Source organism: Pseudomonas sp. PDM16 (assembly GCF_014851865.1).
In the GTDB taxonomy this organism is placed as follows: Bacteria; Pseudomonadota; Gammaproteobacteria; order Pseudomonadales; family Pseudomonadaceae; genus Aquipseudomonas.
Map to the genome: position 1 here is coordinate 600,917 of NZ_JACVAM010000002.1, position 14,002 is coordinate 614,918.

Genomic DNA, 14,002 nt, shown 5'->3' on the forward strand with positions numbered 1-14,002 from the left:
CCAGGTGCGGCTCTGCGCAGAAGCTTAGTCGGAAGACTCGTTGCGTGCCCCCAGCACGCTCTCCACGGTTGGCACCTGGGTATCGTTGGCCATCTGTGCATCGTGCTCGATCTGATGGCTGAAGCGCTCTAGCGAGTGCTCACGGGCGGGTTGGGCGTCGCTGGCGAACACTGGAGGGCTGAGCAGGTAGGCGCCGATCAGGCGCGACAGCGCGGCCAGGCTGTCGATATGGGTCCGCTCATAGCCGTGAGTGGCATCGCAGCCGAAGGCCAGCAGCGCAACGCGAATATCGTGACCGGCGGTCACAGCCGACTGGGCGTCACTGTGGTAATAGCGGAACAGATCGCGGCGTACCGGGATGTCGCCCTCGTCGGCCAGGCGCAGCAGGTGGCGCGACAGGTGATAGTCATACGGGCCGCCAGAATCCTGTAGCGCCACGCTCACGGCATGCTCGCTTGACTGTTGCCCGGGTGCGACCGGTGCGATGTCGATGCCAACGAACTCGCTGACGTCCCAGGGCAGGGCGGCCGCGGCGCCGGAGCCGACTTCCTCGGTGATGGTGAATAGCGGATGGCAGTCGATCTGTGGTTCCAGACCGCTGTCCTTGACCGCCTTCAGCGCGGCCAGCAGCGCCGCAACGCCGGCCTTGTCGTCCAGGTGGCGGGCGCTGATATGACCGCTCTCGGTGAACTCGGGTAGCGGGTCGAAGGCGACGAAATCACCTACCGACACGCCCAGTGCCTCGCACTCGGTGCGGCTGTAGCAGGGAGCGTCGAGGCGTAGTTCGATGTGGTCCCAGCTGATCGGCAGGCTGTCGACCTGAGTGTTGAAGGCGTGCCCGGAGGCCATCAGCGGTAACACGCTGCCGCGCAGCACGCCATTGTCGGTAAACAGGCTGACCCGGCTGCCTTCGGCGAATCGGCTGGACCAGCAGCCCACCGGTGCCAGAGCCGGGCGGCCGCTGTCCTTGATCTCGCGGACGATGGCGCCAATGGTATCCAAGTGCGCCGAGACGGCACGGTCCGGACTGGACTGGCGCCCCTTGAGGGTGGCTCGGATGGTACCGCGGCGGGTCAGTTCGAAGGGAATACCGAGCTCTTCCAGGCGCTCGGCGACATAACGCACCACCGTATCGGTAAAACCGGTCGGACTGGGGATGGCCAGCAGTTCCAGCAGTACCTGACGCAGGTACGTGAGGTCGGGTGCAGGCAAGTGGGGCATGGGATATCTCCTCAGGGATGCTGTCGGCTGAGGGGGAACAGCAGATCGACGAAGCGTTTGGCGGTTGGCTGAGGTTCGTGGTTGGCCAGGCCCACGCGCTCGTTGGCCTCGATGATCACGTAGTCCTCCTCATCCGCGGCCTTGACCAGCAGGTCCAGCCCCACCACGGGTATTTCAAGCACCCGTGCGGCATGCATTGCAGCCTTGCGCAGTGTCGGGTGCAGGCGTGCGGTGACATCCTCCAGCGTCCCGCCGGTATGCAGGTTGGCCGTCTTGCGGACGGCCAGGCGGGTGCCGGCCGGCAGTACGCTGGAGTAGTCGTAGCCTGCGTCGTGCAGGGTTCGCTGGGTCTCGGCATCAAGGGGGATGCGGCTCTCGCCGCCAGTGGCCGCCTGGCGACGCCGGCTCTGCGCCTCGATGAGTGCGCCGATGGTGTGTATGCCGTCACCGATCACTTCGGCCGGATGACGAATGGCCGCCGCTACTACCTGAAAACCGATGACCACGATGCGCAGGTCCTGACCTTCGTGGAAGCTCTCGAGCAATACGCGCTGATCGAAACGACGGGCTTCCTCGATTGCCTGCTGCATGGCTTGGTCAGTTCGGAGATCGACGGCGACCCCTTGGCCCTGTTCGCCATTGACCGGCTTCACCACCACCCGGTGGCATTGCGCGAGGAAGGCTGCATTCTCCTCGGAGCTGCCCGCCAGGCGCTGGGCTGGCTGGCTGAGCCCGGCGCGGGCGAAAGCCCGGTGGGTGAGATGCTTGTCCTGGCAGAGCGTCATGCTGAGGGCGCTGGTCAGATCCGAAAGGGATTCCCGGCAGCGGACTCGCCGGCCGCCCTGACTCAGTGTGAACAGCCCGTTTTCGGCATCATCCACATGCACTTCGATGCCGCGGCGACGGGCTTCATCGACAATGATACGGGCGTAGGGGTTGAGATCCTCTTCCGGGCCGGGTCCGAGGAACAATGACTGGTTGATGCCATTGCGGCGTTTCACGGCGAAGGTCGGCAGCTCGCGAAAGCCGAGCTTGGCGTAGAGGGATTTGGCTCCTTCATTGTCATGCAGCACGGACAGATCGAGATGGTTGAGACCGCGCCCCATGAAGTGCTCGACCAGATGTCGCACCAGTGCTTCCCCAACACCGGGTCGCTGGCAGTTGGAGGCCACCGCCAGGCACCACAGGCTGCTGCCACCTTCCGGGTCGGCAAACGCCTTGCGATGGTTCAGGCCCATGACGGTGCCTATTACTCTGCCATCGGCATCATCCGTCGCCAGCCAGTAGCTGGGGCCACCTTCCGCGCGAGGGGTGATGTGTGCAGTGTCGACCGGCAGCATGCCCCGTTGCAGATAGAGCGCGTTGATGTCCTCCCAGTCCTGGTCGGTCTGCACCCTGCGGATCTGGAAGCCCCGGAAGCTGGCGCGAGCCGGGCGATAGTCGGTGAACCACAGGCGTAGCGTATCCGAAGGGTCGAGGAACAGCTGCTGCGGAGCCTGGGCGAGCAGCTGGTGCGGCGCGGCCACGTAGAGAGCGATATCCCTCTCCCCCGGACGCTCCTCCAGCAGATCGGCAGCGAGTGCTTCCGGGTCCGGATAGGTATGGCCAATCAGCAGGCGGCCCCAGCCACAATGGACGCTCTGTGGCGACGGCTGTTCGATGCCGTCCTTCGCCAGGTGAGCCTGCAGGCGCTGGTAGGACGGCGGCTGGCCACGTTGCAGGCGTTGGTTATAGGCAGATGCGCGCATGATGAAGCTCCTTGAGTCGGTCACAGGCCCTGTTCGCTGAGCCATAGATTGAGGGCGGCCAGCTGCCAGAGCTTGGAACCGCGCAAAGGGGTGAGCTGACCCGCGGGATCGCTGAGCAGGCGATCGAGCACGGCAGGTTCGAACAGACCGCGATCCTGGCTGGGGTCGAGCAGCAGTTCCTGGACCCAGCCCAGGGTGGCGCCCTGCAGATGTTTCAGCCCTGGCACGGGGAAGTAGCCCTTGGGGCGGTCGATCACGGCATGTGGAATGACTTTGCGTCCAGCTTCCTTGAGCACGTGCTTGCCGCCATCCGGTAGCTTGAAGCGCGCCGGAATGCGTGCCGACAGTTCTACCAGACGGTAGTCCAGAAACGGCGTGCGCGCCTCCAGCCCCCATGCCATGGTCATGTTGTCGACCCGTTTGACCGGATCGTCGACCAGCATCACGGTGCTGTCCAGGCGCAGGGCTTTGTCCACGGCAGCATCGGCGCCGGGCATGGCGAAGTGGTCGCGGAGGAACTCACCGGCCCAGTCCGCGCCATGCCATTCGGGCCGCAGAGTGGCCAGGGTCTCCTCACGCGAGCGGTCGAAGAACGCCACACGGTAGGCGGCCTCGGGATCGGCAGCGCCGTCCACCAGCGGGTACCAGTGGTATCCGGCGAACAGCTCGTCGGCGCCCTGGCCGCACTGCACCACGGTGCATCGCTTGGCCACTTCACGACCGAGCAGGTAGAAGGCGATGCAGTCATGGCTGACCATCGGCTCGCTCATGGCGCGGAAGGCTGCGGGAAGCTCGGCGAGGATTTCCGTCTCGGCGATGCGCAGTTGATGGTGGCGGGTGCCGTAATGGCGGGCGATCAGATCGGAGTACTGGAACTCGTCGCCGCGCTCGCCGCCAGCATCCTCGAAGCCGATGGAGAAGGTGGACAGATTGTCCACGCCAGCCTCATGCAGCAGGCCGACCAGCAGGCTGGAGTCGAGCCCGCCGGATAGCAGCACGCCGACATCCAGGGCGGCGCGCTGGCGCACCTGCACCGCCTGGCGCAGGCCATCCAGTACACGTTCGCTCCAGTCGTCTAGCTGCAAACCTGTTTCGTCGGCGCGGGGGCCGAAGTCCAGCTGCCACCAGCATTTCTGTTCACGGCGGCCATCACGCTCGATGCGCAGCCAGGTAGCGGGCGGCAGCTTCTTGATCCCGGCCAGCAGGGTGCGTGGTGCAGGCACCACGGAGTGGAAATTGAGGTAGTGGTCGACAGCCACCGGGTCCAGCGCTTTGTCGATGTCGCCACCCTGCAGCAAAGCCGGCAGGGTCGAGGCGAAGCGCAGGCGGTTGCCGTTCTCGCTCAGGTACAGCGGTTTGACGCCGAGCCGGTCGCGGGCGAGGAACAGGCGTTCCGTATCGCGCTCCCAGATGGCGAAGGCGAACATGCCGTTGAGCTTCGGCAGCAGGTTTTCGCCCCAGGCGTGGTAGCCCTTGAGCAGCACCTCGGTATCGCCATCGGAGTGGAACTGGTAGCCGAGGCCGCGCAGCTCGTCGCGCAGTTCCGGGTAGTTGTAGATGGCACCGTTGAACACCATGGCCAGGCCGAGCTGCTGGTCGACCATCGGTTGGCCGGAGGCCGGCGCCAGGTCCATGACTTTCAGCCGGCGGTGGCCTAGAGCCAGTGATCCACTGCTATGAAAGCCGCAGGCATCGGGGCCGCGAGGGGCCAGGTGATGGGTTATTCGGGCGAGAGCGGCCAGGTCGGCCGGTTGGTGATCGAAACGTAATTCTCCAGCTATTCCGCACATAGTTCCTTACCGGTTTTGCCGTTGGGGAGGCTGCCCTGAAATATGGGCAGTATTTCTCCGACAGGCATTGGTTAGGATCGTTTAGATCGATTTGTTATATGTGGAACTTGTCGACAAGAGCGCCCCTAATGCGCGTTCCATATTGTCGGACGGGCGCTGTCGTGCTCGTTCGTGCAGGTCTGGTCCGCTTTAGATTGGGCATCTGGTGGTGAAGTTACGCGCTGCCGAGCCGTGCGCTCAGGCGCCGCCGAGCAGCTTCTGCGTCGCAAGTGACAGGCTGGCCACCACCAGCAGCAGGGCGAACAGGCGTTGCAGAAGACGTCCGCCGAGACGCTGGGACAAGGCGTTGCCACTCAGGACGCCAGCGGCGCCACCCAGGGCCAGGCCGGCCAGCAACGATAGTGAGGGTTGGGCGCCGCTGAGGTAGAGCAGGAAGCCGCCGCCGGACACCAGCGCGATCACCATCATCGAGGTGGCGGTGGCGGCCAGCATGCCGAGCGGGGTGAATGCCAGCAGGGCTGGCACCACCATGAAGCCGCCGCCCACGCCCATCAGTCCGGAGAACACGCCCACGCCGAGGCCGATGGCCACCAGTGGCAGGCTACGCAGCGTGCTGCTGCCGGTGCGTGCCAGGCTGGCGCTGCGCCACATGCGCCAGGCTGTCCACAGCACCAGGGTGCAAAAGCCGAGAATCAGCGCGGCCTCGGGAATGTACTGCCCGAGCCATTGGCCGATGGCGTTGCCGGGCAGGCCGGCGACGCTCAGCAGCAGGACAGGTCGCCAGGCCACTTGGCCCTGGCAGGCGCGCGGCACGGCACCGATCAGCGCGGTAAGCGCCACGGCGCCAAGGCTGACACCGATGGCATCGCGCAGGGGCAGGTGCAGGCTGAGCAACAGTGGCAAGGCGACCAGCGAGCCACCAGCCCCCGTCAGGCCGAGCAGCAGGCCGAGCACGGCGCCGATGCCGATGGCTTCGAGCAACAACGCCTCCATCAGCGCGTTTTGACCCGGATGCCGGTAGAGGGGCGCCCACGGGTGTGGCGCTTCATTGGCAGACAAATACCCATCGATTCCGGCTCTTTTGTGGGAGTACGGATTGGCACGCAAACGTTTCCTGGAGATTCCTGTGGTCAACGGTGCTGGGAAGCAGCACTGGAGCGAATGATCGTGGTAGCCATCGACCCGATTGCCAACCGCCAGGCGCTAGATCATAGCCCCTGCCGGTGGCACGGCGGTTCAGGCGTTGCGGATCAGTTTGCGCAGGGCAAAACGGTTGGGGTGGCAGGCTTCGGCAACGGCGCGGGGCACGGGCAACGGTTCATCGTTCAGCCAGGCGGCCAGCAGCTCGCCGCATAGCGGTGCGCTGATCAGCCCGCGCGAGCCATGGCCGCTGTTGACGTACAGGCCCTCCAACCAGGGACAGGGAGTCTCCGGTACCTGGCGGGCATCCTTGGCCAGTACCGCGTAGGCCTCGGCGAAGGTGGCCGCATCGGCCAGCGGGCCGACGATCGGAAGGTAGTCCGGGCTGGTGCAGCGGAAGGCGGCACGGCCTTCCAACTGCTCGGGGTCGAGTCGGTCGGCCTGCAGGCGTTCGGTCAGATCGGTGGAGATTTCCCGCAGCAGATCGAGGTTGCTCGCATGCTCGGCGGCAGTGGGGGTGGTTTCTTCGCTGTGGAAGTCGAAGCTGGCGCCCAGCGTATGTTCACCGTGGCGCACTGGCGCCACGTAGCCCTCGGCGCACAGTACACAGTTCAGTGCGGCGCTGGCTTCGGTTTGTGGCAAGCGGGTGATCTGTCCACGAATGCGCTTGAGCGGCAGGTCGGCGAAGCGCCGCACCTCGGCGGCACCGGCCAGGATCGCCACGGGTGCGGCGGCCAGCAGGCGCTCGCCGTCCAGGGCCTGCCACTGGCCCGCGACACGGCGCAGGTCGAGGGCTTCGCTGTGCAGTTGCAGGCGGATATTCGGATGGTTGGCCAGTGTGCGGCACAACGCGGGTGGATGCACCCAACCGGCCTGCGGATAGAACAGGCCACCTGCAGAAAGGCCAATGCCGGCAATGGCTTCGGCCTGCTGTTGGTCCAGTGACTGCAACAGATCTGCTGGGAAGGCCCCGGCCAGTTTGGCCTGGCGCTCGGCCTCCTTGGCGTCGAAGGCCAGTTGCAAGACGCCGCAGGCGGACCAATCCTGAGGCTGCAGGCGTTGCAACAGGCGGCGGGTATGGCCGAAGCCGGACAGCACCAATTGCGATAGCGCGGTGCCGTGGGCGGAGAGCTTGAGGTAGAGAACCCCCTGAGGATTGCCCGAAGCCTCCTGGGCAATCTGGTCGTGACGCTCGAGCAGGGTTACCTGCCAGCCACGGGCGGCGAGGCTGGCAGCGGTAGCGCAGCCGGCCATGCCGGCGCCAATTACCAGCGCTTCGCGTCGTGCGGGATGCGGTGGGCGGGCATACCAGGGTTTGGTTTCATTGCTGGCCTGGCCCTGGTAGAGGCCGGTGAGAATCTCCCATTTCTTGCCGTAGCCGGGCACTCGCTGCATGGCGAAACCGGCAGCGATCAACCCACGGCGTACATGGCCGGTACTGGTGAAGGTTGCCAGGCTGGTGTCGGCGGTGGATAACCGTGCAAGTTGGGCGTACAGCTCGTCGTTCCACATCTGCGGGTTTTTCGCCGGTGCAAAGCCGTCAAGGAACCAGGTATCGATGCGTGCATCCAGCTGTGGCAGCTGTTCCAGCACATCGCCGATCAGCAGGGTCAGCACTACTCGGCCACCGGCCAGCACCAGGCGCTGGAAGCCTGGATGAATCGCCACGTACTGCTCCAGCAACTGATCTGCCCAAGGCGCTAGCTCCGGCCACAGGGTCAGGGCGCGGGCCAGGTCCGTCGGCGTCAGGGGATATTTCTCGACGCTGACGAAATGCAGTTGCGCGGTAGCGGGGGCCAGTTGGTCGAACAGTTGCCAGGTGCAGAGGAAGTTTGTGCCGGTGCCGAATCCGGTCTCGCCGATGACCAGGCGACCATCGGCAGGCAGCGCGGCGAAGCGTGTGGCCAGGTCATTGCCAGCGATGAATACATGACGGGTTTCGCCCAGCCCATCGTGATGGGCGAAGTACACGTCGCCGAACTGGCGTGACAATGGCTGGCCTTGTTCGTCCCAGTCGATCTGGGCATGCGGGGAGTCGGTCATCGGGGTACCCGGGCAGGAGGTGCGGCATTGTAACGACATGCCCAAACCGGCGGTGATCCGCTAGGCTGGGCAAATCGACGCACGGAGGTAAGCATGTTCGAATCCGCCGAACTGGGGCACAAGATCGACGAGGACGATTACGAGAAAGAAGTGCCGGCATTGCGCGAGGCGTTGCTGGAGGCACAGTTCGAGCTGCAGCAGCAGGGGCGCTTTCCGGTGATCATCCTGATCAACGGCATCGAGGGTGCCGGCAAGGGTGAGACGGTCAAGCTGCTCAACGAGTGGATGGACCCACGGCTCATCCAGGTCAGCACATTCGATGTGCAGACCGACGAGGAGCTGGCGCGGCCGCCTGCCTGGCGCTTCTGGCGTCAGTTGCCGCCCAAGGGGCGGATCGGCATCTTCTTCGGCAACTGGTACAGCCAGATGATCCAGGGCCGTGTGCACGGCCACTTCAAGGATGCGGTACTGGATCAGGCCATCGATGGTGCCCTGGCGTTGGAGCAGATGCTTTGTGACGAGGGGGCACTGGTCTTCAAGTTCTGGTTTCACCTGTCCAAGAAGCAGATGAAGAAGCGCCTCGAGGAGTTGCACGGCGACCCGCAGCGCGCCTGGCAGATCAGCCCGCTGGACTGGCAGCAGTCGAAGACCTACGACAAGTTCGTGCGCCATGGCGAGCGGGTGTTGCGTCGTAGCAGTCGGGATTTCGCGCCCTGGTATGTGGTGGAGGGGTGCGACCAGAATTATCGCAACCTGACGGTGGGTCGCATTCTGCTGGACGGCCTGCAGGCCGCGCTCAAGAGCAAGGTTCGCATCGTCTCCCATCCGCACCTGGCACCGATGGTTGCCAACCTCGACCACCGAGGCCTGTTGGACAGCCTGGACCTGTCGCAGCGGCTGGAAAAAGATGCCTACAAGAACATGCTCGAGGCCGAGCAGGCACGCCTGGCCGTGTTGATGCGCGACAAACGAATGCGCCGACATGCCCTGGTTGCGGTGTTCGAGGGTAACGACGCTGCTGGCAAGGGGGGGGCCATCCGGCGGGTGGCGGCAGCGCTGGACCCGCGCCAGTACCGCATCGTGCCTATCGCCGCGCCGACCGAAGAGGAGCGTGCCCAGCCCTATCTGTGGCGTTTCTGGCGACACATCCCGGCGCGTGGCAAGTTCACCGTGTTCGACCGCTCCTGGTATGGGCGGGTGCTGGTGGAGCGTGTAGAGGGCTTCTGTGAGCCGGCGGACTGGCTGCGCGCCTACGGCGAGATCAACGATTTCGAGGAACAGCTGACCAATGCCGGCGTGGTGCTGGTGAAGTTCTGGCTGGCCATCGACGAGGACGAACAGTTCAAGCGTTTCAAGGAACGCGAGCAGATAGCCTTCAAGCGCTTCAAGATAACCGACGAGGACTGGCGCAACCGCGAGAAATGGGGGGACTACCGCGACGCGGTAGGTGACATGGTCGACCGAACCAGTACTTCCATCGCACCCTGGACCCTGGTCGAGGCCAACGACAAGCGCTTTGCCCGGGGCAAGGTACTACGCACCATCAACGATGCGCTGGAAAAGGCCTTCGCTGCCGACTGAGGATCAGTAGGCGCGGGTTTCGAGGATGTCGTCGGCCTGCTGCTGGCGCCGGATGTAGAGGGCGATGTCCCGCTCGGCGTCGATGCGAGTGAAGTACGGCCCCTCTAGAGTGCCCTCGCGGGTGGCGAAGAAGTACTGGCCGTTGACGGCACTGATCCGTTCGCTTCGGTAGTGGGTGCTTGGGCTGGGGTCCACGGTACGTTGACCGAACATGACGAAACCTCCTGTAGTCAGGGTGCACTGTTTTTAGTGTAGTGGGGGCTGTCGAGCGCATCGGGGTAAACGACGGGTGGTCATTTTTTAGCCACTTTTCTCCGCTCACGGCACAGTTTCTTCTTGTCCGCGAGGTCAACTGTGGCTGTGAGCTGGTAGTGCCTGCGCCTACAATGGTCGCCTTTTGCGCTGTCGCGTTTCGAGGCTGTCATGCACGTTTCCTCCGGCCGCTGGCTCTATGGCCTGCTGCTCGCCCTGACCACAGCGGTGCTCTGGGGCATCTTGCCGATCAAGCTCAAGGAAGTGCTGCAGGTGATGGATCCGGTCACCGTCACCTGGTATCGCCTGCTGGTCTCGGGGCTGCTGTTGCTGGTCTGGCTGACCGCTACCAGACGCCTGCCGCGCTTCGCTCCGTTGGGGCGCCGCGGTCACGGTCTGCTGGTATTGGCCATCGCCGGACTGACCAGCAATTACGTGCTGTACCTGATCGGCCTGAACATGCTCAGTCCCGGCACTACCCAACTGGTTATCCAGATGGCGCCGATACTGTTTCTGGTCGCCAGCCTGATCGTATTCCGCGAGTCCTTCAGCGTCGGGCAGGCCATCGGGATGGGCATCCTGCTGCTGGGCTTCGGCCTGTTCTTCAACCAGCGTCTGGAAGAGCTGTTCACGTCGTTGACCACCTACACTGCCGGTGTGCTGGTGATCCTGCTGGCAGCATTCCTCTGGGTGTTCTACGGCCTGGCGCAGAAGCAGCTGCTGACTCAATGGAGCTCGCAGCAGATCATGATGGTGATCTATCTGGCCTGCGCTTTGCTGCTGTCACCCTGGGCGCACCCCATGCAGGTGCTGCAGCTCAGTCCGTTGCAAGGCTGGCTGCTACTGGCCTGCTGTCTGAACACACTGGTGGCCTACGGTGCCTTCGCCGAGGCGCTGGCGCACTGGGAGGCGTCGCGGGTCAGCGCCACCCTGTCGATAACCCCGTTGGTCACCTTCGTCGCCGTGGCCCTGGCCGCCGTCTGGTGGCCGGACCACGTGCAGCCGGAGCAGATCAATCTGCTCGGCTACGGTGGCGCGCTGCTGGTGGTGATGGGCTCGGCACTGACTGCCCTCGGCCCGTCGTTGCTGGCCGGCTGGCGAGCCCGCAGGGCCCGTACATCCTTCGTCAGGCCCTGACGCCGAGGCTCTCCGCCTTGCGCAACCAACCCTGGCGTTGCTCCTCGGATGAGGGGCGTACCGGCGCGAACTCGGTCAGGCGGCGTGTCTTGATGCCGCAGAAACCGAGAATGGTGCGCACCATCTGCCGGTGCGCCGGCGCGCCGTAGATCCAGCGGAAGTACCAGGGCGGCGTATCCAGGGTCACCAGCAGGTCGGCGGTGCGACCGGTCAGCAGCTTGTCCCACAGCTGCGAGCGGTTGCGGTACTTGAAGGCGAAGCCGGGCAGAAAAGTGCGGTCGAAGAAGCCTTTGAGCAGCGCGGGAATGCCGCCCCACCAGACCGGATAGACGAACACCAGGTGCTCGGCCCAGTGGATCTGCCGCTGCGCCTCCAGCAGGTCCGGCTCCAGTGCCTGGTTCTGCCCATAGCCCTCGCGCAGGATGGGGTCGAACTGCAGATCGCCGAGTCGGATCTGGCGCACTACATGGCCCTTTCCGCGCGCACCATTGGAGTACGCCTCGGCGATTGCGTGGCACAGACTGTCCTGCTTGGGCGTGCCGAGAATCATCAGAATGCGCTTGCCATCCCCCTCCAGCGGAGTCGCGCCGCTCTTCGCCTCGTCAACCATTCTGTCCGGACTCCAGCATGTTTTCCGGACGAACCCAGGCATCGAACTCCTCGTTGCTCAGGTGGCCCAGCGCTAGCGCTGCCTCGCGCAGGCTGAGCCCTTCGGCATAGGCCTTCTTGGCGATTTCGGCGGCCTTGTCGTAGCCGATGTGAGGGTTCAGTGCCGTTACCAGCATCAGTCCGCGCTCCAGGTGCTCGGCCATCTGCCGGGCGTCCGGTTCCAGCCCGGCCACGCAGTGCTGGGCGAAGTTGCGGCAGCCGTCGGCCAGCAGGCGCGTGGACTGCAGCAGGTTGTGGATGATCACCGGCTTGAACACGTTGAGCTGAAGGTGGCCCTGGCTGGCGGCGAAGGCGATGGTACTGTCGTTGCCCAGCACCTGGCAGGCCAGCATGGACAGCGCCTCGCACTGGGTCGGGTTGACCTTGCCGGGCATAATCGAGCTGCCCGGCTCGTTGGCCGGGAGCTTGACTTCGGCGAAGCCGGCGCGTGGGCCGGAGCCCAGCAGGCGCAGATCGTTGGCGATCTTCATCAGTGCCACGGCAAGGGTCTTCAGCGCACCGGAGAGCGCGGTCAGCGGCTCGTGGCCGGCAAGCGCCGCGAACTTGTTGGGTGCCGAGACGAAGGGCAGGCCGGACAGTGCCGCCAGCTCGGCGGCCATGGCCTCGGAGAAGCCTTTCGGGGCATTCAGCCCGGTGCCGACGGCTGTGCCGCCCTGGGCCAGTTCACAGACGGCAGGCAGGGTGGCGCGGATGGCCTTCTCGGCATAGTCGAGTTGGGCGACGAAAGCCGACAGCTCCTGGCCGAAGGTCACCGGTGTGGCATCCATCAGGTGGGTACGACCGGTCTTCACCAGGTGCATGTGCCGGTGCGATTGCTCCGCCAGCGTGCCGGAAAGCTCGGCGATGGCTGGCAGCAACTGGTGCTGCACGGCCTGCACGGCAGCAATATGCATGGCGGTGGGGAAGCTGTCATTGGAGCTCTGCGCGCGGTTGACGTGGTCGTTGGGGTGCACCGGGCTCTTGCCGCCGCGCCCTTTTCCGGCCAGTTCGTTGGCGCGGCCGGCGATCACCTCGTTGACGTTCATATTGCTCTGGGTGCCGCTGCCGGTCTGCCAGACCACCAGGGGAAATTGCGTATCGTGCTGGCCGGCCAGTACTTCGTCGGCGACCTGCTCGATCAGCCGGGCGACGTCCGGGGGCAGGTCGCCGATGCGATTGTTGACCCGCGCCGCGGCCTTCTTGATCAATGCCAGTGCATGCACCACGGCCAGTGGCATATGTTGGTCGCCGATGGCGAAATTGACCAGCGAGCGTTGCGTCTGGGCGCCCCAGTAGGCGTCTTCGGGTACTTCGATGGCACCGATGCTGTCGGTTTCGATACGGCTCATGGACTGTCTCCGGACTGTTTCCGGCAGTTTAGGCCGCCGGAGGTGTGACGGGTTCCCCGGCATCTCTATCGAGACGACTACCAGCGGGCGTGGGTCGAACCGAGCCAGCCACAGGCGCCGTTGACCGGGACCTTCTCACCCTGCGGGCCGCGCAGCAAGCCGTCGAAGTGGCCAAACCACTGGCGTGTATCGGCGTAGAAGGGGCCGAGTCGAGGGCAGGCCTGGTGCAGCTGGCGAGGCGAGAAGTTGAGATCGACCTGGCCATCGTCGCTATGCAGACGCCAGGGTTCCAGCGAACTCTGTGACCCCTGCTCGATGTGAACCGGCTCTTCCAGATGCAGCAGCTCGCCGCCGAACCACAGCGCGTTTTCCGACAGGCCGCTGTAGTCGCACCAGCCATTGCCGAAGTTGCCGGCAATGCCTCCCGGCGCGGCGAAGGCGGCGCGGGTCCAGTGGCTTTTCAGTGGCCAGATACCTCGGGCGAAGTCCAGCGCGGCGAAGCTCTGTCCTGGCGTGCAGGCGTACTGCTGGCTGCCCAGTTGCACGCTGCCGGAAACGGGGAGGCCCAACTGGCGACTGGTGGCGTGAAAGGTGCGCCGACCCATGGGGCAGACCAGATTCACCGACTCCAGGTGCGGAGGGCGCTGGATGTCCAGCGAAACATGCAGAGGCTGGCCGCCGATATCCGGAGCCACAACGGTGAGGCGTACGGCGTTGCCGCGATCATCGGCGCGCAGCTGCAGGCGATTGTGGTTGAACTCGTGGCTTTCCAGGGGGGAGTCGGGCAGGTCACAGCCGCGGCCGAAGGGGCGTATCTGGGTGTGGTTGCCTGACTTGCCGCTGCGCAGGTCGAGGAAATAGGCGGCGCCATAGCCCAGGTAGTCGAGATCGGCGAAGGTCAGCGCCAACATCCAGTCCGGGGTGGTGACACACCAGCGATTCCAGCGTTTGCGACGCCCCCAATGGCTGGGCAGGGCGCAGTTCACTCGAGGCCGGCTCGACCAGCCGATGGCGTCTTCGGCCAATTGACCGCGGCTGTCGCACAATGGCTGGGGAAGCTCTGGAAGGGGATTGCTCAGACTGTTCATTTGCC

11 protein-coding genes are annotated in these 14,002 nt (G+C 64.8%); 2 read left to right on the forward strand and 9 right to left on the reverse strand.

What is annotated here, in order from left to right:
- Positions 1 to 24 precede the first annotated feature (24 nt).
- From IB234_RS09390 to mnmC, 5 genes are all read right to left on the reverse strand, one after another.
- Positions 25 to 1,221: an osmoprotectant NAGGN system M42 family peptidase gene (locus IB234_RS09390; RefSeq protein WP_192316802.1), complete on the reverse strand. Its 1,197-nt coding sequence runs from the start codon at positions 1,219 to 1,221 to the stop codon at positions 25 to 27.
- Between the two features lie 11 nt (positions 1,222 to 1,232).
- Positions 1,233 to 2,969: an N-acetylglutaminylglutamine synthetase gene (gene ngg, locus IB234_RS09395; RefSeq protein WP_192316805.1), complete on the reverse strand. Its 1,737-nt coding sequence runs from the start codon at positions 2,967 to 2,969 to the stop codon at positions 1,233 to 1,235.
- Positions 2,970 to 2,989: 20 nt separating this feature from the next.
- Positions 2,990 to 4,759 (reverse strand): N-acetylglutaminylglutamine amidotransferase, encoded by a 1,770-nt coding sequence (locus tag IB234_RS09400; RefSeq protein ID WP_192316807.1) that lies wholly within the window; start codon positions 4,757 to 4,759, stop codon positions 2,990 to 2,992.
- A gap of 237 nt (positions 4,760 to 4,996) precedes the next feature.
- The gene (locus IB234_RS09405) at positions 4,997 to 5,752 is read right to left on the reverse strand and encodes a sulfite exporter TauE/SafE family protein (protein WP_192317789.1); all 756 of its coding nucleotides are present in this window, start codon (positions 5,750 to 5,752) and stop codon (positions 4,997 to 4,999) included.
- Positions 5,753 to 5,995: 243 nt separating this feature from the next.
- Entirely contained in the window at positions 5,996 to 7,942 is a 1,947-nt protein-coding gene (gene mnmC, locus IB234_RS09410) for a bifunctional tRNA (5-methylaminomethyl-2-thiouridine)(34)-methyltransferase MnmD/FAD-dependent 5-carboxymethylaminomethyl-2-thiouridine(34) oxidoreductase MnmC (protein WP_192316809.1), read from the reverse strand.
- A gap of 93 nt (positions 7,943 to 8,035) precedes the next feature.
- Between mnmC and pap the strand changes: the two genes are divergently transcribed.
- A complete protein-coding gene (gene pap / locus IB234_RS09415; RefSeq protein ID WP_192316812.1) occupies positions 8,036 to 9,523 on the forward strand; it encodes a polyphosphate:AMP phosphotransferase in 1,488 nt (495 codons plus the stop codon).
- A 3-nt stretch (positions 9,524 to 9,526) separates the two neighbouring features.
- Here the strand turns inward: pap and IB234_RS09420 are convergent, their stop codons facing one another.
- Positions 9,527 to 9,736, reverse strand: coding sequence for a DUF6316 family protein (locus IB234_RS09420; protein ID WP_192316814.1), 210 nt, complete (start codon positions 9,734 to 9,736; stop codon positions 9,527 to 9,529).
- A 210-nt stretch (positions 9,737 to 9,946) separates the two neighbouring features.
- On the opposite strand from IB234_RS09420, the gene IB234_RS09425 reads away from it, so the two are divergent.
- Positions 9,947 to 10,912 carry a DMT family transporter gene (locus IB234_RS09425; RefSeq protein ID WP_192316816.1) on the forward strand — a complete coding sequence of 322 codons (966 nt, stop codon included), beginning with the start codon at positions 9,947 to 9,949 and terminating at the stop codon, positions 10,910 to 10,912.
- Here the strand turns inward: IB234_RS09425 and IB234_RS09430 are convergent.
- The 3 genes from IB234_RS09430 to IB234_RS09440 form a co-directional block, all read right to left on the reverse strand.
- Complete coding sequence (locus IB234_RS09430; protein ID WP_192316818.1) at positions 10,902 to 11,522, reverse strand: NAD(P)H-dependent oxidoreductase; 621 nt, start codon at positions 11,520 to 11,522, stop codon at positions 10,902 to 10,904. The two genes, IB234_RS09425 and IB234_RS09430, sit on opposite strands and share 11 nt — an antisense overlap.
- Positions 11,515 to 12,909 carry a class II fumarate hydratase gene (locus IB234_RS09435; protein WP_192316820.1) on the reverse strand — a complete coding sequence of 465 codons (1,395 nt, stop codon included), beginning with the start codon at positions 12,907 to 12,909 and terminating at the stop codon, positions 11,515 to 11,517. Before IB234_RS09435 ends, IB234_RS09430 begins: the two co-directional genes overlap by 8 nt.
- A gap of 77 nt (positions 12,910 to 12,986) precedes the next feature.
- Positions 12,987 to 13,997, reverse strand: coding sequence for a DUF2804 domain-containing protein (locus IB234_RS09440; protein ID WP_192316822.1), 1,011 nt, complete (start codon positions 13,995 to 13,997; stop codon positions 12,987 to 12,989).
- Between the last annotated feature and the right edge of the window lie 5 nt (positions 13,998 to 14,002).

Excerpts from the sequence above, each read along its gene's own strand:
- IB234_RS09390 (WP_192316802.1), bottom strand. The coding sequence starts at position 1,221 with ATGCCCCACTTGCCTGCACCCGACCTCACGTACCTGCGTCAGGTACTG.
- ngg (WP_192316805.1), bottom strand. The coding sequence starts at position 2,969 with ATGCGCGCATCTGCCTATAACCAACGCCTGCAACGTGGCCAGCCGCCG.
- IB234_RS09400 (WP_192316807.1), bottom strand. The coding sequence starts at position 4,759 with ATGTGCGGAATAGCTGGAGAATTACGTTTCGATCACCAACCGGCCGAC.
- IB234_RS09405 (WP_192317789.1), bottom strand. The coding sequence starts at position 5,752 with ATGGAGGCGTTGTTGCTCGAAGCCATCGGCATCGGCGCCGTGCTCGGC.
- mnmC (WP_192316809.1), bottom strand. The coding sequence starts at position 7,942 with ATGACCGACTCCCCGCATGCCCAGATCGACTGGGACGAACAAGGCCAG.
- pap (WP_192316812.1), top strand. The coding sequence starts at position 8,036 with ATGTTCGAATCCGCCGAACTGGGGCACAAGATCGACGAGGACGATTAC.
- IB234_RS09420 (WP_192316814.1), bottom strand. The coding sequence starts at position 9,736 with ATGTTCGGTCAACGTACCGTGGACCCCAGCCCAAGCACCCACTACCGA.
- IB234_RS09425 (WP_192316816.1), top strand. The coding sequence starts at position 9,947 with ATGCACGTTTCCTCCGGCCGCTGGCTCTATGGCCTGCTGCTCGCCCTG.
- IB234_RS09430 (WP_192316818.1), bottom strand. The coding sequence starts at position 11,522 with ATGGTTGACGAGGCGAAGAGCGGCGCGACTCCGCTGGAGGGGGATGGC.
- IB234_RS09435 (WP_192316820.1), bottom strand. The coding sequence starts at position 12,909 with ATGAGCCGTATCGAAACCGACAGCATCGGTGCCATCGAAGTACCCGAA.
- IB234_RS09440 (WP_192316822.1), bottom strand. The coding sequence starts at position 13,997 with ATGAACAGTCTGAGCAATCCCCTTCCAGAGCTTCCCCAGCCATTGTGC.